Here is a 24223-nt window from a genome sequence, read left to right as displayed (position 1 = left end):
CCCGCTGCACCGTCAGTCGTCCTTCACGAAAATCAACGCCGAAAGCGCCGGAAGCAGCATCTCTGCCGAGGCCGGCTGACCCTGCCAGGGCTGATCGTCGGCATGAATCGCGCCCATGTTGCCCTTGCCGGCACCGCCATAGATCTCGGCGTCACTGTTCAACACCTCGCGCCAGCGCCCCGCCGACGGCAGGCCGATCCGGTATCCCGACCTCTCGACCGGGGTGAAGTTGCAGATCACCGCGATCTCGGCGTCATGGTCGCCGCCCCGGCGGATCCATGACAGCACCGACTGGGCCGCATCCTGATGGTCGATCCACTGGAACCCGCCTTCTTCGCAATCCTTGACGTGCAGCGCGGGATAGCTGCGATAGAGCGTGTTCAGATCGCGCACCAGGCTTTGGATGCCGCGGTGCGCCGGATCCTCCAGCACGCCCCAGGTCAGTTGGCTGTCGTGGTTCCATTCGCCGGGCTGGGCGAACTCCTGCCCCATGAACAGCAGCTTCTTGCCCGGATGCCCCCACATGAACCCGTAGTAGGCGCGCAGGTTGGCAAACTTCTGCCACCGGTCGCCCGGCATCCGGTCCAGCATCGACCCCTTGCCGTGCACCACTTCGTCGTGGCTGATCGGCAGGATGAAGTTTTCGGAAAACGCATAATGGATGCCGAAGGTCATCTGGTTGTGATGGTATTTCCGGTTGATCGGGTCTTCGCCCATGTACCGCAGGGTGTCGTTCATCCACCCCATGTTCCACTTGTATCCGAACCCCAGGCCGCCCGCGTCCACCGGCGCCGAGACACCGGGGAAGGACGTGCTTTCCTCGGCCACGGTCATGATGCCGGGGTGCTCGCCGTAAACGATGGTATTGGCGTCGCGCAGCATCGCGATCGCCTCGTAGTTCTCGCGCCCGCCGTCCTTGTTGGGCACCCATTCGCCATCCTTGCGGGAATAGTCGCGATAGAGCATCGACGCCACCGCATCGACGCGCAGGCCGTCGACGTGGTATTCTTCCAGCCAATACAGGGCGTTGGAGACGAGGTAATTCTTCACCTCGGTGCGCCCGTAGTTGTAGATCAGGGTGTTCCAGTCCTGATGAAACCCCTCGCGCGGGTCGGCGTGTTCATAAAGGTGCGTGCCGTCGAACAGGCCCAGACCATGGGGGTCGGACGGGAAGTGCCCCGGCACCCAGTCCAGGATGACGCCCATCCCCTTGTTGTGCGCCGCTTCCACCAGGTTGCGGAACTCGTGTGGCGGGCCGTGGCGCACGGTGGGCGCGAACAGTCCGACGGGCTGATACCCCCAGGATCCGTCAAAGGGAAACTCCGAGATCGGCATCAACTCGATATGGGTGAAGCCCATGTCGGCGACGTAATCGACCAGTTGTTCGGCCGCCTCGACATAGGACAGCGGGCGGTTGCCTTCATCCGCAATGCGGCGCCACGATCCCAGGTGCACCTCGTAGACCGAAATCGGCGCCGTGCGGGCGTTGTTACCCTGCCGGTTCGCCATCCACTGGTCATCCTGCCAGCCAAAGCCGCGGATGTCGCGCACCAGCGACGCATTCTCGGGCGGATGTTGCGAGCCGAAGCCGACCGGATCTGCCTTCAGCGGTTGCAGATCGCCGTTCGGGCCGATGATCTCGTACTTATAGGCTTCCTTGTCCGCCACGCCGGGCACGAAGATCTCCCAGACGCCGGTGCCGCCGCGCTTGCGCATCAGGTGGCGGCGGCCGTCCCAGTTGTTGAAACCGCCGACCACCGAAACCCGCTGGGCGTTCGGGGCCCAGACGGCGAAATGGGTGCCGTCGACGCCTTCGTGGGTCATGACATGGGCCCCAAGCACCTGCCAGATCCGCTGGTGTGTGCCCTCACCCAGAAGGTATTCGTCCATCTCGCCGATCACCGGGCCGAAGCGATAGGCGTCCTGCATCTCCCAGGTGCGCCCCTCGGCATCGGTGCCGCGCAACACATAGGGCATCTTGCCCGCCACCTTGCCGGAAAAGACCGCCAATTCGTCGTGGACACGGGCCAGCGGATATTTCCGGCCGTTCACAACCGCGGTCAGGGTATCAGCCCCGTGATCCACCGCCGTCACCACACGCGACCGGCCCACCATGTGCGGGCCGAGCACCGCGAACGGATCACCGTGGCGCCCGTCATGCAACGCCCGCGCCGTTTCGGCAGACACCGACGGCGGGGTGATGCCCCCCTTGGCGGGGGAAGCGGCCTTGGCAGGTGTCTTGGCGGGGCGTCCAGCGGCGGGTTTCGGTGTTTTCATGATGCTCAGCCTAGGTCATTTCTGTTCATACACAACCTGTTTGCGTGCCGCTTGTTCCGGTTGCGCCCCCTCACCCCTCCGTGCGGACCGAGCGCGCGTCCCAGATGTCGGCCATGTAGCCGCGGATGGTGCGGTCGGACGAGAACCATCCAGACCGCGCCGTGTTCAGCAACGCCATGCGGCCCCATCGGGCACGATCCGCAAAGGCCACATCGGCCTCGCGCTGGGCGCGCCAGTAGTCAGTGAAATCCGACGAGACGAGGAAGTAATCCGCCCCTGACAGGTTTTCGGTGATCGCGTGAAAGCGGTCGGGCTGGTCCGGGCTGAACGTGCCGGCGGCGATTTCGTCCAGCGCGCGTTTCAGACGCGGATCGGCGGCAATGGCGCGGGCGGCATGGTCGTGCACCTCGCGGCGGGCGACCACCTCGGCCGCCGTCATGCCGAACAGGAAGAAGTTGTCGGCCCCGACGTGTTCGCGGATCTCGACGTTGGCGCCGTCCAGCGTGCCCATGGTCGGCGCGCCGTTCAGTGCGAATTTCATGTTGCCGGTGCCCGACGCTTCCTTGCCCGCGGTCGAGATCTGTTCCGACAGGTCCGACGCCGGGATCAGCCATTCGGCCAGCGTGACATTGTAGTTTTCGGGATAGGCGACCTTCAGCACCTTGGAGGTCACCGGATCGGCATTCAGCACCGATGCGACCGAGTTGATCAGATGAATGATCTGCTTGGCAAAGACGTATCCCGGCGCGGCCTTGCCGGCGAAGATCTTCACGCGCGGGGTCCAGTCGGCATTCGGATTGTCGCGGATCTCCTGCCACAGGGCGATGGTTTCCAGGATGTTCAGATGCTGGCGCTTGTATTCGTGGATACGCTTGATCTGGACGTCGAACATCGCCTCGGGGTCCAGCGCGACACCGTGGGTTTCGGCAAACCAGTTCGACAGTTCGGCCTTGTTGTCGCGCTTGGCCTGGCCATAGGCCTCCATGAAGGCGGCATCGTCGACGTGGCTTTCCAGCTTCTGCAACTGCTCCAGATCATCGACCCAATCCGTGCCGATCGTTTCGGAAATCAGCGCCGACAGACGCGGATTGGCGCCCAGAACCCAGCGGCGCGGGGTGACACCGTTGGTTTCGTTGACGATCCGGCTGGGATGCATCGCGTTCAGATCCTTGAACACGGTTTCCTTCATCAACCCGGTGTGCAGCGCCGACACGCCGTTCACCTTGTGCGCCATGACGAAGGCCAGTTCGCCCATCTTGACGTGACCGTCTTCGCGCAGGGTGACGGTGCGGTTCGGATTTGCCTTGTGATGGACATCATCGATACGTTCGATGATCTGCATGTGACGCGGCAGAAGATCGCCCATCAACCCCTCGCTCCAGCGTTCCAGCGCCTCGGGCAACAGGGTGTGGTTGGTGTAGGACAGGCAGCCTTGGGCGATGTTCATCGCGTCGGTGAAGTCCATGCCCTTCTCATCATGCAGGATCCGCACCAATTCGGGACCGGCGATGGCGGGATGCGTATCGTTCAGCTGGATCGCGACCTTGGACGGCAACAGCGACAGATCGTCGAATTCGAAATCGAACCGGCGCAGGATGTCGCGCAGCGATGCGGCAGTGAAGAAGAACTCCTGCTTCAGGCGCAGACGCTTGCCCTCGTCGGTGGTATCGTCGGGATACAGCACGCGTGAGATGGTGCGCGCCCAGGCCTCGGGCTCGGCGGCGCCATAGTAATCGCCGGCGTTGAAGCGGTCGAGGTCGAACAGCTTGGTCGGCTTCGCCTCCCACAGGCGCAGGGTGTTGGCCCAGCGTCCCTGCCAGCCGACGATCGGCGTATCGTGCGCCTGGGCGATCACCGCCTCGTCCGGGGTCCAGACGCTGCGCGCGCCCTGCGTGGCGACAGAGCCGCCGAAGCCGATCTCATAGGTCGATTCGGCGCGTTCGAACTCCCAGACGTGATCCTGCTGCAGCCAGTCTTCGGGCGCTTCCTTCTGTTGTCCGTTCACGAAGCTCTGCTGGAACAACCCGTGCTCATAGCGGATGCCATACCCATAGGCGGGCACACCCAGCGTCGAGAGCGATTCGAGGAAACAGGCCGCCAGACGCCCCAAGCCACCGTTGCCAAGGGCCGCGTCCGGTTCATCCGACAGGACATCCGACAGCGCGATGCCATAGGTTTCGAGTGCCGCCGCCGCAGTGTCCATCAGGCCCAGGTTCACGGCCGCATCTTCCAGAAGACGGCCGATCAGGAATTCCATCGACAGGTAATACACCCGCTTGTGATGGCCGGCATAGGTGGCGCGGGTCGACGCGAACCACGGATCGACGATGCGGTCACGGATTGTCAGCGACAGAGCGATTCGCCAGTCGGTGACCTGTGCATGTTCGGGATCCTTGCCCATCGAATAGGTCAGGTGACGGGCGATATCCTTGGCAAATCCGTTCGCGGCCATGAACGATCCTTTCTGCATCACGCGCGGCAGGCGTGGCTGTTAGCGGTAACTTGCGCGCACCTGATGGAAAAACGGTGAAAACTGCAAGCGCTTTGAACGGGCGGCGGCAGGTGCCCCGCCCGGAATTGCGCGGTTACTAGGCATTGATGTCACAGCCGGCAACCACCCGACGCCCGAACGCGGGCCGAAAACCGCCACCCGTGCCCATGCGGACCCAGTTGCGTCACGCGCTTTGGCAGGCGCCGGCGCCGCGCACTCAGGCCGTCGGCACCGGCGCGTCCTCGCGCAGCAGACCGTGGGACTTGAGATCGGCCCACAGCGCCGCCGGGATCTTCGCCTGCGCCGCACGCAGGTTGCTCTCCATCTCGTTGACGCCCTGCCCGCCGGGGATGACCGACACGGTCACGGGATGGCACAGCGGGAACTGGAACGCCGCATCCACCAGCCGGACACCGTGATCGGCACAGACCGCTTCGATCTTCGCCACGCGGTCAAGAACATCCTGCGGCGCGGGATCGTAGTTGTAGAAGGCACCGGGGCGCGCGCCCGTGGCCAGGATGCCGGAGTTGTAGGCGCCGCCACTGACCACGCCGATGCCGCGCTGTTCGCACAACGGCAGGAAACTGTTCAACGCCTCCTGCTCCAGCAGGGTATAGCGGCCGGCCAGAAGGAACAGGTCGAAATCGCCCCGTTCGGCCATCCACTGTGCGCTTTCCCATTCGTTGACCCCGGCGCCGAAGGCCGAAAGCACCTTCTGGTCGCGCAATTCGGTCAGGGCGCGATAGCCGCCGGCCATTAGTTCATCCAGCTTGTCCTGCAGAACGCCGCCCGTGCCATGATTGAAACGGTCCAGATCGTGGGCGAACAGGATGTCGATCCGCGACACGCCCAGCCGTTCGAGCGAGAAGTCGACCGAGCGCATGACGCCGTCATAGGTGTAATCATAGACTTCGGCCCGGTGCGGCACGTCGAACCATTTGTCGACGCCGGTGCGTTCCCCCGTGGCCGGTTTCAGCAGACGCCCGACCTTGGTCGACAGCACGTATTCATCCCGCGGCTTGGTGCGCAGGAAACGGTTCAGCCGCGTCTCGGACAGGCCCAGCCCGTACAGCGGCGCGGTGTCGTAATAGCGCACCCCGGATTTCCACGCCAGATCGAGGATCGCATCGGCGTCGGCGTCCGAGATCGCGCGATAGAGGTTGCCCAGCGGCGCCGTGCCGAAACCGAGTTCGGTGAAGCTCAGCGCGCGGTCGGACAGGCGGGAAAACGTGCGGGTGGGCAAGGTCATGACATTTCCTTTTCGGTGGTCGTGGCAAGAGGCCGGGGTTCTGCAAGACAGATTCCGTCGGTCATGACGGCACCTGCGGGAGCGCTCCGCGCGGGAGTATTTGTGTCAGTAAGAATCCGGGGGGCGACGATTTTCAGGCACCGGGGCGCGTCGCCGATTGCATTTCGATCTGGTATCCTTCGGGGTCGGTGAAGACGAAGGCGCGAATGCCGAGCGCGTCGGAGTCGAACATCTCGGACAGGTTGTCGACGCCTTTTTCAGCGACGAACCCGCGCCAGTCATCGACATCGGGCACCCGGATGCAAAGTTGCACCGGCTTGTCGGCATGCCATTTGTTCATCCCCTTGGTTTCATCCACCAGGCCGACATGGGCGCCGTCGGCGATGCGATAGATCTTGCACCAGCCCTGGTCGATGGCAAGCGACAGGCCCAGCACGTCTTCGTAGAACGCCATCGCGCGCGGCAGGTCGCGGTAATAGAAGAAGGTGATCGCCAGAACGGCGGGGGCGGGATGGGTCATGGCATGTCCTGTCGGTGACTGTTGCGCGATCTTGACCGCAAGGCGGGGGGCAAGTCCAGCAAGCGACGTGGGAAATCCGGCGCGCGCCGCTATGTTGCCTGCCGGGCCCTGCGCCCCGTTTCAAGGAGTGTCCATGGCCCGCCGCAACCTGACCGCCGGATCGATCCCGGCACATTTCCGCGCCCTTGCGATCCCGACCGCCATCGGCATGGTCTTTACCACGCTTTATAACGTCGTCGACGTCTACTACGCCGGGATGTTGTCGACCGATGCGCAGGCAGGTTTGGCGATTTCGTTCCAGGTGTTCTTTGTCCTGATCGCCATCGGGTTCGGGTTGTCCACCGCCATGGGCGCGCTGGTGGGCAATGCCATCGGCGAAGGCGCGGTGTCCGAGACGCGGATCTCGTGCCAGGGGATCAGCTTTGCGCTGATCGTTTCGGTTCTGGGAATCGGGCTGGGCTGGTTCTTTTCGCCGATGCTGATCGCCCTGATCTCGGAACCCGGGGCCTATCGGGACGCGGCGAACAAATACCTCGATCTGCTGATTTTTGCCGCGCCCGCATTCCTGATCGCCTTTGGCGCCAACGGCATCCTGACCGCGCAGGGCGACACCAAGTCGATGCAATACGCCAATATCGCGGCGTTCTTCGCCAACCTGGGCCTGAACCCGCTGTTCATCTTCGGCCTCGGCCCCTGGGACGGCATCGGGTTCAACGGCATCGCGCTCTCCACCCTTGTCAGCCAGAGCGGCGTGATGGTGTTCATCCTCTGGCGCGTGTTCCGGTCCGAGGCGATGCAGGGCACGCGCCGTTTCCGCCCCGAATGGGCCAGCTTTAGCGAGATCGCGGCCCAGGCCCTGCCCGCCAGTTTCGCGATGATCGTGATGATGATCGCAGGTTTCGTGGTGCAGTATTTCCTGAAGGGGTTCGGGGGTGCGGCGGTGGCAGCCTACGGCGTCGCGCTACGGATCGAGCAGTTGCTGCTGCTGCCGGCGTTCGGGCTGACCGGCGCGCTGTTGCCCATCGTGTCGCAGAACTACGGCGCGAAGAACCATGACCGGGTGCGCGAGGCGGCGATGTTCTGTTTCAAGGCGGGGGTCGCGCTGATGCTGGTGGCGTCCTGCGTGCTGTGGTTTGCCGCCGGTCCGGCCCTTGCGGTGTTCACCGACGATGCGCAGGTGATCGAGATCGGCAAAAGCTATCTGCACGTCGATGGCTTCATCCTGCCGGTCTATGTGATGCTGTTTGCCATCAACGCGCTGCTTCAGGCGTTCAAGAAGCCGGGGGTGACGGTCTGGATCGGTGTCTATCGCCAGGGGATCGGCGTGGCGTTGTTTGCCTGGCTGTTCGTGCGGGTGTTCGATTTCGGCGTCTGGGGCGTCTGGATCGGGATCGCCACGGCGGTGGTCAGCGGATTGGCCCTGTCGCTGGTGCTGGTGGAGCTGCTGGCGCGTCGCCTGATCGGGGGCCTGTTCACGCACCGCGCGGCTGACACCTGATCGGGCGGAGCCGTGCACAAACCTCTTGCCATCCGGCCAGGTCGCGGTTTCCTGGTGCCATGGTAAAGCTTGTCCTGCTGCACAAAACCGAATCGATCTATGATGACGAACCCGATGTCGTCTACGATTTCCCTCGCTCCTATCTGAAGGCCATGACCGAAGCGATCGCCGATTGGGCAATCTATTACGAACCGGTCAAGGCCGGCCCGCGTGGCTATTTCGCGGTGGCCCGGATCGCGCGGATTGAGCCCAAGCCTGGCAGCGAAGGCCGGTATCTGGCACATATTGCCCCCGGATCTTTCCTGCCACTGGATCGGGACGTGCCCCGGCTTGTCGACGGGCGCCCGTTGGAAAGCGCGCTGACCGATGCCCGTGGGGCGCCCAAGAAGGGGGGCGCCCAGCAGTTGGCGGTGCGTCGCCTGCCGGACGCCGATTTCGCGCGCATTGTGAACCTTGGACTGCCCCATGACCTGGAGCGGATCGAGGCGCAACGCTATGCGCCTGCCGCCGATACGTTCGATGACGGTGCCGCGCCCTTCGAACGGCCGGTGCTGGAACGACTGACGCGCCGCGCCTATCGGGATGTGGCGTTCCGACGCAAGGTGCGCGATGCCTATGACTATCGCTGTGCGATTTCTGGGCTGCGCTTGCGCAACGGCGGGGGTCGCCCCGAGGTGCAGGCCGCCCATATCCGCCCCGTCGAACGGCAAGGCAGCGATTCCGTGCGCAATGGCCTTGCTCTTTCAGGGACGTTGCACTGGATGTTTGATCGGGGTCTGATCTCGGTGGCGACAGATCACACGATCCTTGTGTCACGCAACAAGGTGCCGGATGAGGTCATTGATCGGCTGATGGTGCCGGGGGGCAAGCTGTGCCTTCCCGCTGACGCGCGCGATCATCCGCATCCTGAAAACCTGCGTTGGCACCGCGAGAATATCTTCGGGCAGACGGATTTCGACGCCGTTCCCTGGGGCTGAACGGCAAACGCCCCGCCCGGGGTGCCGGACGGGACGTTTGGCCGTGGTGTAGAAGCCTCAGTTCAGCTTGGTCAGCAGCTGATCCAGCGACGCCTTGGCATCGCCATAGAACATGCGCGTGTTTTCCTTGAAGAACAGCGGATTCTCGATTCCGGAATAGCCGGTGCCTTGGCCGCGCTTCGACACGAAGACCTGTTTCGCCTTCCAGACCTCCAGCACCGGCATGCCGGCGATGGGGCTGTTGGGGTCGTCCTGGGCCGCCGGGTTCACGATGTCGTTCGAACCGATGACGATGGCCACGTCGGTCTGGGGGAAATCATCGTTGATCTCGTCCATTTCCAGCACGATGTCATAGGGCACCCGTGCTTCGGCCAGCAACACGTTCATGTGGCCGGGCAGACGGCCCGCGACCGGATGGATGGCAAAGCGCACCGTCTTGCCCTGGGCGCGCAGGCGCTTGGTCAGCTCGCTGACCGATTGCTGGGCCTGGGCCACGGCCATGCCGTATCCGGGGATGATGACGATGCTGTCGGCATCCTCCAGCGCCGCGGCCACGCCGTCGGCGTCGATGGCGATCTGTTCGCCCTCGACCTCCATGGCCGGGCCCTGGGTGCCGCCGAATCCGCCCAGGATCACCGAGACGAACTTGCGGTTCATCGCCTTGCACATGATATAGGACAGGATCGCACCGGACGAGCCGACCAGCGCGCCGGTCACGATCAGCAGGTCGTTGCCGAGAGTAAAGCCGATGGCCGCCGCCGCCCAGCCTGAATAGCTGTTCAGCATCGACACCACCACGGGCATGTCGGCGCCGCCGATCCCCATGATCAGGTGCCAGCCGATGAAGCCCGCGATCAGCGTGACCAGAAGCATCGTCCAGAGGCCCGCGCCGTTGAAATACATCAGCCCGAGGATCACGCAAATCGCCAGCGCGCCCGCGTTCAGCATGTGGCCACCGGGCAGCTTTGTCGGCGCGCCACTGATCTTGCCGGCCAGCTTGCCGAAGGCGACGACCGAGCCGGTGAAGGTGACGGCACCGATGAAGATGCCCAGGAACACCTCGACCTTGAGGATCGCGACTTCCACCGCATCTTTGACCCAGAGCCGTTCGCCGAAGCCCGTCAGATCGGCGTCGACAGGCAGCGGCACGTCGGTGACGTTCGGCCCCAGCCCCAGCGCGATGGCCGTCAGTTCACGCAGCCCTTCGACGTGGGACAGCATGATGTCGGCGTTCAGCCCGATGAAGACGGCGGCAAGGCCGACGAAACTGTGCAGCGCGGCCACCAGTTGGGGCATTTCGGTCATCTGCACCTTGCCCGCAACATAGACGCCCGCGCCCGCCCCCAGCGCGATCATCACGATGATCACGAACAGGTTGCCGACGCCGGGGCCGAACACCGTGGCGATCACCGCCAGGGCCATGCCGACGATGCCATACCAGATCGCGCGCTTGGCGCTTTCCTGGTTTTTCAACCCGCCAAGCGACAGGATGAACAATACCGATGCCGCGATATAGGCGGCCGAGACCAGACCGGTCGAAAACATATCTCCGCCCCCTCAGGACTTCTGGAACATGGCAAGCATCCGGCGTGTCACCAGGAAGCCGCCGACGATGTTGATGGATGCGATCAGCACCGAGATGGCCGCCAGCAGCACGACCAGCCAGTTGCCCGACCCCACCTGCAACAGCGCCCCGACGATCACGATGCCGGAAATCGCATTGGTCACCGCCATGAGCGGCGTGTGCAGCGAATGGGCGACGCCCCAGATCACCTGGAAGCCGATGAAACAGGCCAGCGCAAAGACGATCAGGTGCGACATGAAGCTGGCCGGCGCATAGGCCCCGATCACCAGCAGCACCAGCGCCCCGATCACCAGCATCCCCGCCTGCGACTTGGTGGCCGAGCGGAAGGCCGCGATTTCGGCGTCGCGCTTTTCTTCCGGCGTCAGTTCCTTCGCCTTCGGCTTGGGCTTGGCGGCCGCGATGGCGGCGACCTTGGGTTTGGGGGGCGGGAAGGTGATTTCGCCGCCGTGGGTGACGGTGGCGCCGCGGATCACGTCGTCGTCCATGTTGTGCACGACCTGCCCGTCCTTTTCGGGGGTCAGGTCGGTCATCATGTGACGGATGTTGTTGGCATAGAGGGTCGAGGATTGCGCCGCCATGCGCGACGGGAAATCGGTATAGCCGATGATGGTGACGCCGTTGTCGGTGACGATCTTCTCGTCCTTGACGGTCAGCTTGCAGTTGCCGCCACGTTCGGCGGCAAGATCGACGATCACCGATCCGGGCTTCATCGCCTGGACCATGTCTTCGGTCCAGAGCTCGGGCGCCTCGCGGTTCGGGATCAGCGCGGTGCAGATCACGATGTCGATGTCGGGCGCCAGCTCGCGGAACTTCTCAAGCTGCTTTTCGCGGAACTCGGGCGACGACGGCGCGGCATAGCCGCCGGTGGCCGACGAATCCTGCGACGATTCCTCGAAATCCAGGAACACGAACTCGGCGCCCATCGATTCGATCTGCTCCGACACCTCGGGTCGCACGTCGAACGCCAGTGTGATCGCGCCCAGCGATGTCGCCGTGCCGATGGCGGCCAGACCGGCCACCCCTGCCCCGATCACCAGGACCTTGGCCGGGGGCACCTTGCCCGCCGCCGTCACCTGACCGGTGAAGAACCGACCAAAGTTGTTGCCCGCCTCGATCACGGCGCGATAGCCGGCGATGTTGGCCATGGACGACAGCGCGTCCATCTTCTGGGCGCGGCTGATCCGCGGCACCATGTCCATGGCGATCACCGATGCGCCGGTGTCCTTGGCCTGTTCCAGCAGCGCCTCGTTCGCGCCGGGCCAGAAGAACGAGATCAGCGTCTGGCCGGGCTTCAGGCGCGACACCTCGTCACTGGACGGCTCGCGCACCTTGGCGATAACATCGACACCGGACCACAGGGCATCGGCATCGGCGGCCACCTCGGCCCCTGCCTTTTCATAGGCCGCATCGGTGAAACCGGCCGCACCACCGGCGCCCGCCTGGATGACGCAATCGTAACCCAGTTTCTTCAACATCACGACGCTTTCCGGTGTCATCGCGACCCGGTTTTCGCCGGGCATGACCTCGGCGGGCGTTCCTATACGCATTCCTTGCTCCCTGTCAGGATCGGCGGGCGGAGACCGGCTCCGCCCCGCTCGATCACTTCCTGTTCTTCTTGCTGATCTCTTCGACGGCTTCCGAAACCTGGCCCTTCACGCTTGCATAGGCCTGTTCGTTTGCCTCGCGTGCCGTGTCGGCCAGTTTCTTCATCATCGCCAGCGCCTCTTCGACCGCCTCGTTCATCGCGGCGGTCTTGGCCTTCAGCTTGTCGGCGTCGGCGGTGCCTTCGGCCCACTCGTATTGCTGGCGCACGGCCATCGTCATCTGGCCGAACACCTCCATCTGCTTGTCCAGCATGTCCTTGTAGGCTTCGGCGGCCGATTTGTTCGCCTCGGTCAGCGCCTCGAAATTGCGCTGGTTGGCCTTGATCACCCCCTCCATGTCGAACGGGTTGGTCTGTTGCGGCTGGAACATCGACATCATGTTCTGAGGCTGGAACATCTTACCCATCTCGGCGGGATCGAACGCCTTGAACATTTCTGCGGGATCGAACGGATTCTTGGGATTGGCCATTTCCGGCTCCTCTCAGCGTTTCTTGGGCGGCATCAGGTCGGTGATCGTGCCCTCATACATCTCGGCAGCGAAGTTGACCGTTTCCGACAGGGTCGGATGCGGGTGGATCGTATGGCTCAGATCGACGGCGTCGGCGCCCATCTCGATGGCCAGCGCCACTTCCGAGATCAGCTCGCCGGCGTTGGTGCCGACAATGGCGCCGCCGATGATCCGGTCGTCTTCGGGATCGAACAGCAGCTTGGTCATGCCCTCAGAGCGCCCGTTCGACAGCGCGCGCCCCGATGCGGCCCAGGGGAAGACGCCCTTGGCATACTTGATGCCCTTCGCCTTCGCCTCGTTCTCGGTGATGCCGGCCCATGCGACCTCGGGGTCGGTATAGGCGACCGACGGGATCAGGCGGGCATCGAAGAACCGCTTGTGTCCGGCGATGACCTCGGCCGCGACCTTGCCCTCGTGCACCGCCTTGTGGGCCAGCATCGGCTGACCGACCACGTCGCCGATGGCAAAGATATGCGCGACGCCCGTGCGCTGCTGGTTGTCGACGGCGATGAAGCCCCGTTCATCGACCGCCACGCCGGCCTTTTCGGCATCGATCAGCTTGCCGTTGGGTTTGCGCCCGACGGCCACCAGCACCTTGTCGAAGGTATCGTCCGAACTTTTGCCCTTGTCGTCCTCGAAGGTGACCTTCAGGCCCTTCTTTCCGGCCTCGACCGCCGTCACCTTGGTCTTCAGCATGATGTTCTCATACCGTTTGGCGATGCGGCTGTGCAGCGGTTTCACCATGTCCTTGTCGCAGCCGGGAATGATCTGGTCCATCAGCTCGACCACGGTGACCTTCGATCCCAGCGCCTCATAGACCGTGGCCATTTCCAGCCCGATGATCCCGCCACCCAGCACCAGCAGGCGTTTCGGGATGTCGGCCAGCTCCAGCGCGCCGGTCGAATCGATCACCCGGTCGTCGTCATGGGGGATGAACGGCAACTTGACGGCTTCCGATCCGGCGGCGATCACGCATTGGTCGAAACTGACGGTGGTGGTGCCGTCGTCGCCTTCGACCTCGATCATGTTGGGGCCGGTGAACTTGCCGTATCCCTGCACGGTCGTGACCTTGCGCGCCTTGGCCAGGCCAGCCAGGCCGCCGGTCAACTGCTTGACCACGCCATCCTTCCAGCCGCGCAGATCATCCAGGTCGATCTTGGGCTTCGAGAACTTGATCCCGTGTTCGCCCATGTCCTCGGCTTCGGAAATCGTCTTGGCGGCATGCAGCAGCGCCTTGGACGGGATGCAGCCGACGTTCAGGCAGACGCCGCCCAGGGTGGGATATTTTTCGATCAGGATCACGGATTTCCCAAGGTCGGCCGCGCGGAACGCGGCGGTATATCCGCCCGGACCCGACCCCAGAACCACGACTTCGGCGTGCTGATCGCCCTTGCCGGTCGCGCTGCCCGTGGCCTTGACCGCCTTCGGCGCATCCGTGCTTTCGCCACCCTTGCCACCGTAGCCGGCGGTAGTCGCCGGGGCGGCGGCCGATTTCTCGTCCTTGGCGGGCGCGTCGGACTTGGCGTCATCCGCGCCGGCGTCTTCGCCTTCCATGATGCAGATCAGCGATCCTTCGGAAACCTTGTCGCCTTCCTTGACCTTCAATTCCTTGATCGTGCCGGCGGCCGGCGACGGCACTTCCAGCGTCGCCTTGTCGCTTTCCAGCTCGATCAGGGGATCTTCCTTTTCGACCGTGTCGCCCACGGCCACCAGGATGCTGATGACCGGAACGTCCTTGAAATCGCCGATGTCGGGAACCTTGATATCCATGACAGCCCCCTTACAGCATCAGCCGCCGGGCATCGCCCAGCAGGTATTTCAGGTGCGCGTTGAACCGTGCGGCCAGCGCGCCGTCGATGGCACGGTGATCATAGGACAGCGACATCGGCAGCATGTTGCGCGGCACGAACTCGGACCCGTTCCAGACCGGCGCCATCTTGGACCGCGACAGGCCCAGGATCGCAACCTCGGGCGCGTTGACGATGGGGGTGAAGGTGGTGCCCCCGATGCCGCCCAGACTGGAGATCGTGAAGGTCGCCCCCTGCATGTCCGCGCTCTTCAGCTTGCCGTCGCGGGCCTGTGCCGACAGATCGCCCAGCTCCTTGGAGATCTGCACGATCCCCTTGCGGTCGGCGTCTTTCAGAACCGGCACCATCAGGCCGTTCGGCGTGTCCGCCGCGAAACCGATGTTGTAGAAGTCCTTCTTGATCAGCTTGTCACCATCGGGATGGATCGAGCTGTTGAACTCCCAATGCTGCTTCAACGCCGAGACGCAGGCCTTGACCACGAAGGACAGCAGGGTGACGCGATACCCCTTCTCCTTCGCCTCGGTGTCCAGTTCCTTGCGATACTTGTCCAACTCGGTGATGTCGGCTTCTTCGTTGTTGGTCACATGGGGGATGTTCAGCCACGACCGGTGCAGCGCCGGGCCGGACAGCTTCTTGATCCGCGACATTTCCACGTCTTCGACCGGGCCGAACTTCGAGAAATCGACCGCGGGAATCGGCGGGATGCCCATGCCGCCCTGCGCCGCAGCGCCGCCACCGGCCGCCGCGGGGGCACCGGTTGACTTGAAATACGCGGTGACGTCATCGCGCAGGATGCGACCCTTGCGGCCCGAACCGTTGATCTTTCCCAGATCGACGCCGAGGTTGCGCGCGAAGGCCCGCACCGACGGCGATGCATGGGCCTTGGAGAATCCGGTATCCGTCACCGTGGCCGCGGCGGGCGCGGCATCGGTTTTTGCCGGCGCTTCTTCGGCCTTGGCTTCGGTCTTTGCCGGCTTGTCTTCCGCCTTCTCCTCTTTCTCGGCGGGCTCGGCGGTATCGCTGTCGTCCGCTTCCAGGATCAGGATCAGGTCGCCTTCGGACACGGTGTCACCTTCGGACACCTTGATTTCCTTGACCGTTCCGGCCGCCGACGATGGCACCTCCAGCGTGGCCTTGTCGGATTCCAACTCGATCAGCGGGTCTTCCTTGGCAACGGTATCACCCACCGCGACCAGGATCGAAATCACCGGCACATCCTTGAAATCGCCGATGTCGGGCACTTTGACGTCTGTGGTCATGTTCTGTCTCTCCTGATCTTCGGCTTATACCAAGCGGGGGTTCGGCTTGTCGCCGTCGATTTCGTATTTCTTCAACGCCTTCTCCAGCTCGCTCTTGTCGACGTGGCCCAGCTTGAACAACTCGACCATCGCGGCGGCGGCGATGTGGTTCGCGTCGACCTCGAAGAAGCGGCGCAGGTTCACCCGGCTGTCGGACCGGCCGTAACCGTCGGTTCCGAGGATGCTGAGCGGCTGTTCGACAAAGCCGCGGACCTGTTCGGCGAAGTTCTTGATATAGTCGGTCGCAACCACGATCGGCCCGGTCGCGTCCTTCAGCGTCTCGGTGATATAGGGCACCTTCGGCTCGGACAGCGGGTTCAACCGGTTCCAGCGCGCACAGTCCTGACCGTCGCGGGCCAGTTCGGTAAAGCTGGTGGCAGACCAGATGTCGGAGGTGACGCCGAAATCCTCTTTCAGCATTTCCGCGGCCTTCATCCCCTGCACGAGGATCGTCCCGGAACCCATTATGTTCACATGCTTCTTGCCGGGTTTCTTGACCCGCTCAAGCGCATAGAGCCCCTTGATGATCGCCTCTTCGCTGCCCTTCGGCATTTCGGGATGCTTGTAGTTCTCGTTCATCAACGTGATGTAGAAATAGACATCGTCACGGTCGACGAACATGCGCTGCATCCCGTGCTGCACGATGACCGCGACTTCATAGCTGAATGTCGGATCATAGGAAATGCAGTTGGGGATCACCGACGACAGGATGTGGCTGTGCCCGTCCTCGTGCTGCAGACCTTCGCCGTTCAGGGTCGTCCGCCCGGCGGTGCCGCCCAGCATGAAGCCCCGTGCGCGGCTGTCGCCGGCCGCCCATGCCAGGTCGCCGACCCGCTGGAAGCCGAACATCGAGTAATAGATGTAGAACGGGATCATCGGGATGGCGTGGTTGGAATACGCGGTGGAGGCCGCGATCCAGTCGGCCATGGCGCCGGCTTCGTTGATGCCTTCCTGAAGAACCTGACCGTCGGTCTGTTCCTTGTAATACATCATCTGGTCGGCGTCTTCGGGGGTATAGTTCTGGCCCGCCGGGTTGTAGATGCCGACCGACCGGAACAATCCCTCCATCCCGAAGGTGCGCGATTCGTCGGGAACGATGGGCACCACGCGTTTGCCGATCTTCTTGTTGCGCAACAGCGTCGTGAGGATCCGCACGAAGGCCATCGTGGTTGAAATCTCGCGATCGCCCGTGCTTTCCAGCTGCTGCTTGAAATCCGAGAGCGGCGGAATGTCCAATGCCGGTTCATCGGTGAACCGCTTGGGGAACGGCCCGCCCAGCGCATCGCGCCGGTCGGCCAGATACGCCTTCTGCGCGTTGTTCAGCGTCACGAACGGCGCCTTCGGGATATCCTCGTCCTTGACCGGGATGTTGAACCGGTCGCGCATGGCGCGCAGCTGTTCCTCGTTCAGCTTCTTCTGCTGGTGGGTGGTGTTGGCGCCCTCGCCCGCCGTGCCCATGCCATAGCCCTTGACGGTCTTGACCAACAGGCAGGTCGGCTGATCGACAACCTCTGTGGCGCGCTTGAACGCGGTATAGACCTTCTGCGTGTCGTGTCCGCCCCGCCGCAGACCCCAGATCTGCTCGTCGGTCCAATCCTCGACCAGGGCCGCCGTCTCGGGATATTTGCCGAAAAAATGCTTGCGGATATAGGCGCCGTCCTTCGACCGGAAGGTCTGATAGTCGCCATCGACGGTTTCGTCCATCAACTGGCGCAGCCGCCCCGAGACGTCCATCTCGAGCAGTTCGTCCCAGCCGCGCCCCCAAAGCACCTTCAGCACTTCCCAACCGGCACCGCGGAAATGGCCCTCAAGCTCCTGCACGATCTTGGAGTTTCCGCGCACCGGCCCGTCGAGCCGCTGGAGGTTGCAGTTGATCACGAAGATCAGGTTGTCGAGCTTTTCGCGCGCCGCCAGGGCAATCGCGCCCAGGCTTTCGGGCTCGTCCATCTCGCCGTCGCCAAGGAAGCACCACACCTTGCGGTCTGCCGCGTCGATCAGCCCGCGGTTGTGCAGGTACTTCATGAACCGCGCCTGATAGATCGCCATCAGCGGGCCGAGGCCCATCGAAACGGTCGGGAACTGCCAGTACTCGGGCATCAGCCAGGGGTGCGGATAGGACGGCAGGCCCTCGCCGCCAACCTCGGAACGGAAATTGACAAGCTGCTGTTCGCTCAGCCGGCCTTCCATGAAGCTGCGCGCATAGATGCCGGGAATGACGTGCCCCTGGAAATAGACCAGGTCGCCGCCGTGCTCCTCGGTCCGCGCCCGCCAGAAATGGTTCAGCCCGACGTCATACATGCTGGCCGACGAGGCGAAGGACGCGATGTGACCGCCGTATTCCGACGATTCCTGGTTGCGCCGCACCACCATCGCCATGGCGTTCCACCGGTTGATGCAGCGGATCCGGTGCTCCATGTCGGTGTCGCCCGGAATGTCCAGCAGATCATCGGACGGAATCGTGTTCTGGTAAGGTGTCGTGGCAGAAAACGGCAGCGTAGCCCCGGCCGCACGGGCCTGTTGAACCGCCTTGTCCAGAAGAAAATGCGCGCGGTTGGCGCCATCGCGGGCAATCACGTCCTCGATGGCTTCCTGCCATTCCTGCGATTCGATCGGATCGATGTCCGGTGTGCCGTCTTTCATGTCGGGTTCATCCTGGTTTTGGTGTGGTGCGCCCCTGTCAGGGCGCCGCCGGTGGCAAGTCCGGATGCCTCCGGCGGGAGTATTTCAGGCAAGAAAAAGCCGCGCCCGCAGCGTCAGACGACGAATTGCGCGCCGTTGGCCGAGATGGTCGAACCGCTGATGAAGCCTGCATCATCGGAAGCAAGGAACGTCACGCAGCGCGCGATTTCCTCGGGTTCGCCCAGGCGGCCGACGGGAATCTGGGGAATGATCTTTTCATTCAGCACCTTCTCGTCGATGGCGCGCACCATTTCGGTGCCGATATAGCCCGGGCAGACCGCGTTGACGGTGATGCCGACACGCGCGCCTTCCATCGCCAGCGCCTTTGTGATCCCCAGATCTCCGGCCTTGGCGGCGGAATAATTGGCCTGTCCCGCCTGACCCTTCTGCCCGTTGATCGACGAGATGTTGATGACGCGGCCGAACTTGCGCTCGCGCATGCCGGGCCAGACCGGGTGCGTCATGTTGAAGACACCCGAGAGGTTGGTGTCGATCACTTCGCGCCATTGTTCGGGGGTCATGCGGTGGAACATGGCGTCGCGGGTGATGCCGGCGTTGTTCACCAGCACCTCGATCGGGCCGAGATCGGCCTCGACCTTCGCGATGCCGGCCTTGCAGGCCTCGTAATCCGCCACGGACCACTTGTACGTCGCGATGCCGGTCTTCTCGGTAAAGGCGTTCGCGGCCTCGTCGTTGCCGGCATAATTCGCCGCGACGGTATATCCCGCGTCTTTCAGCGCCACCGAAATGGCCGCCCCGATCCCACGGCTGCCGCCGGTCACAAGTGCTATGCGTCCCATGGTGTCTCCTCCCGTTTCCATTCTTGTCCCTGACGTCGGGTCTTTCCTTAGGGGAAGTCCCGCCACCTGTCCTCTGCACTTTCGGCAAGGCCGCTATGCTTTTGCCGCCAAGGGGCCGTTTTCGTTCTTCTACGTCCGATTTCCCCCGGATCGTCATTTTGCCGTTCTTCGCCTCCCATGGAACATGACTGCGGGCTAGGTGACAAGAGTGGATCGGTGTCGCGTCCCTTTTCACCGCCCGTCGATGCCGCTATGGACGGGCATCCCAACGCTTTCGGAGAGCGCGCCCATGCGAACAGCAACGATCACCCGCAAGACCGCGGAAACGGATATCTCGGCCACGGTCGATCTGGACGGCACCGGCGCCTGCGACACCGCGACGGGGGTCGGCTTCTTCGATCACATGGTGCATCAGTTGGCGCGTCACGCGTTGATCGACATCACCCTGAAGGCCACCGGCGATCTGCACATCGACGATCACCACACGGTCGAGGATTGCGGCATCGCGCTGGGCCAGGCCATCGCCCGCGCGCTGGGCGACAAGCGCGGTATCCGCCGCTACGGCTGTTTCAACCTCGCGATGGACGACGCGCAGGTGGCCTGTGCGCTGGACCTGTCGGGGCGTCCGTTTCTGGTCTGGAACGTCGAATTCCCTACTGCGAAGATCGGCACCTTCGATACCGAACTGGTGCGCGAGTTCTTCCAGGCGCTGGCCACCCATGGCGGCATCACGCTGCATGTGGACCGAGTGCACGGCGTCAACGCGCATCACATCGCCGAAGCGGCCTTCAAGGCCTGCGCCCGGGCCTTGCGCCAGGCGGTTGAGCCCGACCCGCGCACGGCGGGGGCGCTGCCCTCCACCAAAGAGGCGCTCTGAGCATGCTGACGGTGCTGATCGACTATGACAGCGGCAACCTGCACTCGGCCAAAAAGGCGTTCCAGCGGATGGCGGCGGCCGGCGGCCATGGCGAGGTCATTGTGTCTGCCCGCCCCGAGGATGTCGCGCGTGCCGATCGCATCGTGCTGCCGGGTGACGGGGCCTTCCCCGCTTGCCGGAACGCCCTGTTCCGCGACCACGCCGCGCTAAACGCGGCGCTGATCGAAGCGGTCGAAGTCAAGGCCCGCCCCTTCCTCGGCATCTGCGTCGGGATGCAGCTGATGGCCACCCGCGGTCTCGAGTATCGCGAAACGCCCGGCCTTGGCTGGATCGACGCCGACGTGGTGGCGATCGAACCGGAAACAGCCGCGCTCAAGGTGCCCCATATGGGATGGAACGACCTGGTGATCGACCGGCCGCATCCGGTGCTCGATGGGCTGAGCACGGGCGATCACGTCTACTTCGTCCATTCCTATCACATGGCGCTGCGAACGCCGGACCAGCGGATTGCCCATGCCGAGTATGGCGGTGACGTGACGGCCGTGGTCGGGCGGGACAACATGATCGGCACCCAGTTCCACCCGGAAAAAAGCCAGGCCGCAGGTCTGCGCCTGATCGCGAACTTCCTTGACTGGCGTCCCTGACAGCCTTGATCACCCTGATTTCTTGCCGACCGAAATACTCCCGCCGGAGGCTCCGCCGCATGCGGCACCTCCTGTCGTGACCTCTTGCGCGCCGCCCGTCGCCCCCTGGTCCACCCGCCACACTTGAGATCACCCGCCCGCCGGTGCACAAGGCGCGCGACATCAAACAAAGGTGCATGACATGATCGTTTACCCCGCTATCGACCTGAAAGACGGCCAATGCGTGCGCCTTCTGAAGGGTGACATGGACAAGGCGACGGTGTTCGGGGACGATCCGGCCGCCCAGGCCCTGGCGTTTCAGCACGCGGGTTGCGAATGGATTCACCTGGTCGATCTGAACGGCGCCTTCGCCGGTGCGCCCGTGAACGGTGGCGCGGTCGAAGCGATCCTCGACGCCATCGACGTGCCCGCCCAGTTGGGCGGTGGCATACGCGATCTGGCCACCATCGAACGCTGGCTGAACTTCGGGCTGGCGCGCGTCATCCTGGGAACCGTCGCGGTCGAAAATCCCGACCTCGTGCGCACGGCGGCCCGCGCATTTCCGGGCCGCGTCGCCGTCGGGATCGACGCGCGCAAGGGCCGGGTCGCCACCAAGGGCTGGGCCACGGAAACCGACGTGATGGTGATCGATCTGGCCCGCCGGTTCGAAGATGCCGGCGTCGCCGCGATCATCTATACCGACATCGACCGCGACGGCGCCATGGGTGGGCCAAACGTCGCGGCGACCGCCGATCTGGCCCGTGCCGTCGATATTCCCGTGATCGCATCGGGCGGCGTGTCGTCCATGGACGACCTGATCGCCCTGCGTGACACCGGGGTCATTTCCGGCGCCATTTCCGGGCGGGCCCTCTATGACGGCGCCATCGATCTTGGCGCAGCCCTGACCGCCCTGAAACCGAAACAGGACTGACCTATTCGGCCACGGCCTTTTCGGTCAGCGTGTTCAACGCGCCGTCGATCCGCGCCAGGTATGCGGCGTCGGCTGGCACGTCCAGACCTTCGAACAGGCCCGTCGCATCCTCCCAGAACACCTGGGTCGTGCCGTCACCGTCGGCATAGGTCAGCACCCGCAGCGGCACCATCAGGCCCGCGCGCGGGTCGGCCTGCATCGGCGGCGTGCCGACTTTCGGATTGCCGAAGATCAGAAGCTGGCTCTCGGTCAGTTCCATGTCGACACCGGCGGCCGCGCCCGAATGATCGACCCGCGCGATCACCGATGCACCGGCCTCTTCGACGGCGGCCGCAAGGGCATCGACGGTCTCGGCGACGGATTTCGGCGAGGTCTTGCTGTGAAACTCGGCCAGAACCGGCATCGCGGACATGGCCACGGCCAGAACCGCGGGGATGGCGATGTTCAGTGGTTTCATTCGGAATCTCCCTGTCATTGTCGGGCCTCAAAGCGGGCAGACGCGAAGGGGTTCCCGCACAACCGCGTGAAGCCCCCCCGATTTCCGGTCTGGAGTGCGGCGTCGTTTGCCGCTACCACCGCAGCCAACAAAGGATCTTGCCATGCTGAAAACCCGCATCATTCCCTGCCTCGACGTGGCCGAGGGCCGGGTCGTCAAAGGTGTCAACTTCGTCGATCTGGTCGATGCCGGCGATCCGGTGCAGGCCGCCATCGCCTATGACGCGGCGGGCGCGGATGAATTGTGCTTCCTCGACATCATGGCCACCGAAGACAACCGCGACACGATGTTCGATCTGGTGACGCGCACGGCCGAACACTGCTTCATGCCGCTGACCGTGGGCGGCGGCGTGCGCACCCCCGAGGACGTGCGCAAGCTGCTTCTGGCAGGGGCCGACAAGGTGTCGTTCAATTCGGCCGCCGTGGCCGACCCCGACGTCGTGGCACGCGCCGCCGAGCGGTTCGGGTCACAATGCATCGTGGTGGCAATCGACGCCAAGACCGTCGCCCCCGGCAAATGGGAGATCTTCACCCACGGCGGGCGCCGCGCCACCGGGATCGACGCCGTGGAGTTTGCCCGCACCGTCGCCGCCAAGGGCGCGGGCGAGATCCTGTTGACCTCGATGGACCGCGACGGCACCCGCGCCGGGTTCAACATTCCGCTGACCCGGGCGATTTCCGACGCCGTGCCGGTGCCGGTCATCGCGTCGGGCGGGGTCGGCACGCTGGATCACCTGGTGGCCGGTGTCCTTGAAGGCGGCGCATCGGCGGTTCTGGCCGCGTCGATCTTCCATTTCGGCGATTTCACGATTGGCGAGGCCAAGGCCCACATGGCCGCCGCCGGCATCCCCGTGAGGCTGGCATGAGCGCGCTGAACCGGCTGGCCGCCACCATCGAGAAGCGCCGTGGCGCCGACCCCGACACGTCCTGGACCGCCCGGCTGCTGGCCAAGGGCCCGGTAAAGTGCGCCGAGAAGTTTGGCGAGGAAGCCATCGAGGCGATCATCGAAGCGGTGAAAGGCGACACCGGACGCCTGACCGGCGAGGCGGCCGATGTGCTGTATCACCTGCTGGTCATGCTGGCGGCGCGCGGCGTCACCCTGTCGGACGTCGAAGCCGAACTGGCACGGCGCGAAGGGCAATCGGGGATCGACGAAAAGGCCGCGCGCTAGGGCCGTCATTCATCGGCTCCGATCGGACGGGCCGCTGTCGCGCGCCCTGACCGACCCGACCAAGGACAGCCCGCATCGGACCCCCAAAACGCAAAAGAACGCTGAATTAACAGCGTTCCATTGCATTTCCGGATGGAAAGTGGCGCGGTTGACGGGGCTCGAACCCGCGACCCCCGGCGTGACAGGCCGGTACTCTAACCAACTGAGCTACAACCGCGCGATGTGGGCTGATTACGGTTTGCGGCGGGCGGCGTCAAGCGCAAGAAACCCGGTTTTCAGAATTATTTGCTGCATTTTGCCAGATGGTCCAGCCGGGTCCAGATTACGGGATAGGTCGCGACCTCGACCCCCAGCAGGATTTCGCGGATCTGCGCCGCCTCGATCCCGCCCATCCGCTTGTAGAACCGGCGTGCGCCGTGGTTGGCGGCCACCACGGTCAGCCAGACCCGCCCGGCATCCTGTGCCTGCAACTCGGCGCAGCCGGCGGCCATCAGGGCACGACCGATCCCGCCGCTGCGCAGCTTGGGATCGACATGCAGGTTGTCGACATAGGGCCAGCCGTCGCGGGTCTTCAGCCGGATGAAGCCCACCGGCACGTCGTCCAGCCGGGCCAGCAGGATCCCGCCCGGCAATTCGGACCAGGTTCGCGCCATATGGGCATCCAGCGGCGCACCCAGCGCCTCGTCCGGGACCATCGAGGCATAGGCCGACGCCCAGCTTGCCTTGTGGATGTCATGGATGGATTGCAGATCGTCGGCGTGGGCGGGCGTGATGGTCAGCGACATGGCGGGTCCTTTACAGCGTGTTCGCCGCAGGAATGGCCCATTTCGCG

General features: G+C 64.1%; 20 protein-coding genes and 1 tRNA gene. 7 read left to right on the top strand and 14 right to left on the bottom strand.

Annotated elements, in window-relative coordinates:
* Window positions 1-12 precede the first annotated feature (12 nt).
* The 4 genes from glgB to CFP68_RS13310 all read right to left on the bottom strand — a co-directional run bounded on the left by glgB (window position 13) and on the right by CFP68_RS13310 (window position 6537).
* Window positions 13-2277: a 1,4-alpha-glucan branching protein GlgB gene (glgB, locus tag CFP68_RS13325; protein ID WP_099827434.1), complete on the bottom strand. Its 2265-nt coding sequence runs from the start codon at window positions 2275-2277 to the stop codon at window positions 13-15.
* Window positions 2278-2347: 70 nt separating this feature from the next.
* On the bottom strand, window positions 2348-4729 hold the full coding sequence (locus tag CFP68_RS13320) for a glycogen/starch/alpha-glucan phosphorylase (RefSeq protein ID WP_099827531.1): 2382 nt from the start codon (window positions 4727-4729) through the stop codon (window positions 2348-2350).
* A 256-nt stretch (window positions 4730-4985) separates the two neighbouring features.
* Entirely contained in the window at window positions 4986-6017 is a 1032-nt protein-coding gene (locus CFP68_RS13315) for an aldo/keto reductase (RefSeq protein ID WP_099827433.1), read from the bottom strand.
* Window positions 6018-6150: 133 nt separating this feature from the next.
* The gene (locus CFP68_RS13310; protein ID WP_099827432.1) at window positions 6151-6537 is read right to left on the bottom strand and encodes a VOC family protein; all 387 of its coding nucleotides are present in this window, start codon (window positions 6535-6537) and stop codon (window positions 6151-6153) included.
* A gap of 133 nt (window positions 6538-6670) precedes the next feature.
* Here CFP68_RS13310 and CFP68_RS13305 point away from each other — a divergent pair, with 133 nt between their 5' ends.
* Together CFP68_RS13305 and CFP68_RS13300 are read left to right on the top strand one after the other, a co-directional pair.
* On the top strand, window positions 6671-8035 hold the full coding sequence (locus CFP68_RS13305) for an MATE family efflux transporter (protein ID WP_099827431.1): 1365 nt from the start codon (window positions 6671-6673) through the stop codon (window positions 8033-8035).
* Between the two features lie 59 nt (window positions 8036-8094).
* Entirely contained in the window at window positions 8095-9012 is a 918-nt protein-coding gene (locus CFP68_RS13300; RefSeq protein WP_099827430.1) for an HNH endonuclease, read from the top strand.
* A 57-nt stretch (window positions 9013-9069) separates the two neighbouring features.
* Here the strand turns inward: CFP68_RS13300 and CFP68_RS13295 are convergent, their stop codons facing one another.
* From CFP68_RS13295 to phbB, 7 genes are all read right to left on the bottom strand, one after another.
* The gene (locus CFP68_RS13295) at window positions 9070-10557 is read right to left on the bottom strand and encodes an NAD(P)(+) transhydrogenase (Re/Si-specific) subunit beta (protein ID WP_099827429.1); all 1488 of its coding nucleotides are present in this window, start codon (window positions 10555-10557) and stop codon (window positions 9070-9072) included.
* Window positions 10558-10569: 12 nt separating this feature from the next.
* Window positions 10570-12144, bottom strand: coding sequence for a Re/Si-specific NAD(P)(+) transhydrogenase subunit alpha (locus CFP68_RS13290; RefSeq protein ID WP_099827428.1), 1575 nt, complete (start codon window positions 12142-12144; stop codon window positions 10570-10572).
* Window positions 12145-12196: 52 nt separating this feature from the next.
* On the bottom strand, window positions 12197-12670 hold the full coding sequence (locus tag CFP68_RS13285) for a phasin family protein (protein ID WP_099827427.1): 474 nt from the start codon (window positions 12668-12670) through the stop codon (window positions 12197-12199).
* A 12-nt stretch (window positions 12671-12682) separates the two neighbouring features.
* On the bottom strand, window positions 12683-14479 hold the full coding sequence (lpdA, locus tag CFP68_RS13280; protein WP_099827426.1) for a dihydrolipoyl dehydrogenase: 1797 nt from the start codon (window positions 14477-14479) through the stop codon (window positions 12683-12685).
* Between the two features lie 10 nt (window positions 14480-14489).
* On the bottom strand, window positions 14490-15776 hold the full coding sequence (aceF, locus tag CFP68_RS13275) for a dihydrolipoyllysine-residue acetyltransferase (protein WP_099827425.1): 1287 nt from the start codon (window positions 15774-15776) through the stop codon (window positions 14490-14492).
* A 24-nt stretch (window positions 15777-15800) separates the two neighbouring features.
* Window positions 15801-18455 (bottom strand): pyruvate dehydrogenase (acetyl-transferring), homodimeric type, encoded by a 2655-nt coding sequence (gene aceE / locus CFP68_RS13270; protein WP_099827424.1) that lies wholly within the window; start codon window positions 18453-18455, stop codon window positions 15801-15803.
* A 113-nt stretch (window positions 18456-18568) separates the two neighbouring features.
* On the bottom strand, window positions 18569-19294 hold the full coding sequence (gene phbB, locus CFP68_RS13265; RefSeq protein ID WP_099827530.1) for an acetoacetyl-CoA reductase: 726 nt from the start codon (window positions 19292-19294) through the stop codon (window positions 18569-18571).
* 289 nt (window positions 19295-19583) lie between these two features.
* On the opposite strand from phbB, the gene hisB reads away from it, so the two are divergent.
* The 3 genes from hisB (at window position 19584) to hisA (ending at window position 21725) form a co-directional block, all read left to right on the top strand.
* On the top strand, window positions 19584-20171 hold the full coding sequence (hisB, locus tag CFP68_RS13260; protein WP_099827423.1) for an imidazoleglycerol-phosphate dehydratase HisB: 588 nt from the start codon (window positions 19584-19586) through the stop codon (window positions 20169-20171).
* 2 nt (window positions 20172-20173) lie between these two features.
* Window positions 20174-20815: an imidazole glycerol phosphate synthase subunit HisH gene (hisH, locus tag CFP68_RS13255; RefSeq protein ID WP_099827422.1), complete on the top strand. Its 642-nt coding sequence runs from the start codon at window positions 20174-20176 to the stop codon at window positions 20813-20815.
* Window positions 20816-20996: 181 nt separating this feature from the next.
* Complete coding sequence (hisA, locus tag CFP68_RS13250) at window positions 20997-21725, top strand: 1-(5-phosphoribosyl)-5-[(5-phosphoribosylamino)methylideneamino]imidazole-4-carboxamide isomerase (RefSeq protein ID WP_099827421.1); 729 nt, start codon at window positions 20997-20999, stop codon at window positions 21723-21725.
* A 1-nt stretch (window position 21726) separates the two neighbouring features.
* Here the strand turns inward: hisA and CFP68_RS13245 are convergent, their stop codons facing one another.
* A complete protein-coding gene (locus tag CFP68_RS13245; RefSeq protein ID WP_099827420.1) occupies window positions 21727-22182 on the bottom strand; it encodes a DUF302 domain-containing protein in 456 nt (151 codons plus the stop codon).
* Window positions 22183-22324: 142 nt separating this feature from the next.
* Between CFP68_RS13245 and hisF the strand changes: the two genes are divergently transcribed.
* Entirely contained in the window at window positions 22325-23086 is a 762-nt protein-coding gene (gene hisF / locus CFP68_RS13240; protein WP_099827419.1) for an imidazole glycerol phosphate synthase subunit HisF, read from the top strand.
* Entirely contained in the window at window positions 23083-23391 is a 309-nt protein-coding gene (locus CFP68_RS13235) for a phosphoribosyl-ATP diphosphatase (protein ID WP_099827418.1), read from the top strand. Before hisF ends, CFP68_RS13235 begins: the two co-directional genes overlap by 4 nt.
* 140 nt (window positions 23392-23531) lie before the next feature.
* On the opposite strand, the gene CFP68_RS13230 is transcribed toward CFP68_RS13235, so the two are convergent.
* Both CFP68_RS13230 and CFP68_RS13225 read right to left on the bottom strand, forming a co-directional pair.
* Window positions 23532-23608 (bottom strand) — tRNA-Asp (locus tag CFP68_RS13230).
* Window positions 23609-23672: 64 nt separating this feature from the next.
* Entirely contained in the window at window positions 23673-24176 is a 504-nt protein-coding gene (locus tag CFP68_RS13225) for a GNAT family N-acetyltransferase (protein ID WP_099827417.1), read from the bottom strand.
* Between the last annotated feature and the right edge of the window lie 47 nt (window positions 24177-24223).

The organism is Oceaniglobus indicus, from assembly GCF_002751875.1.
Taxonomy (GTDB): domain Bacteria; phylum Pseudomonadota; class Alphaproteobacteria; order Rhodobacterales; family Rhodobacteraceae; genus Oceaniglobus; species Oceaniglobus indicus.
Note: the sequence above shows the minus strand (reverse complement) of the source record. Positions and strands in the feature narration are given on the sequence as shown.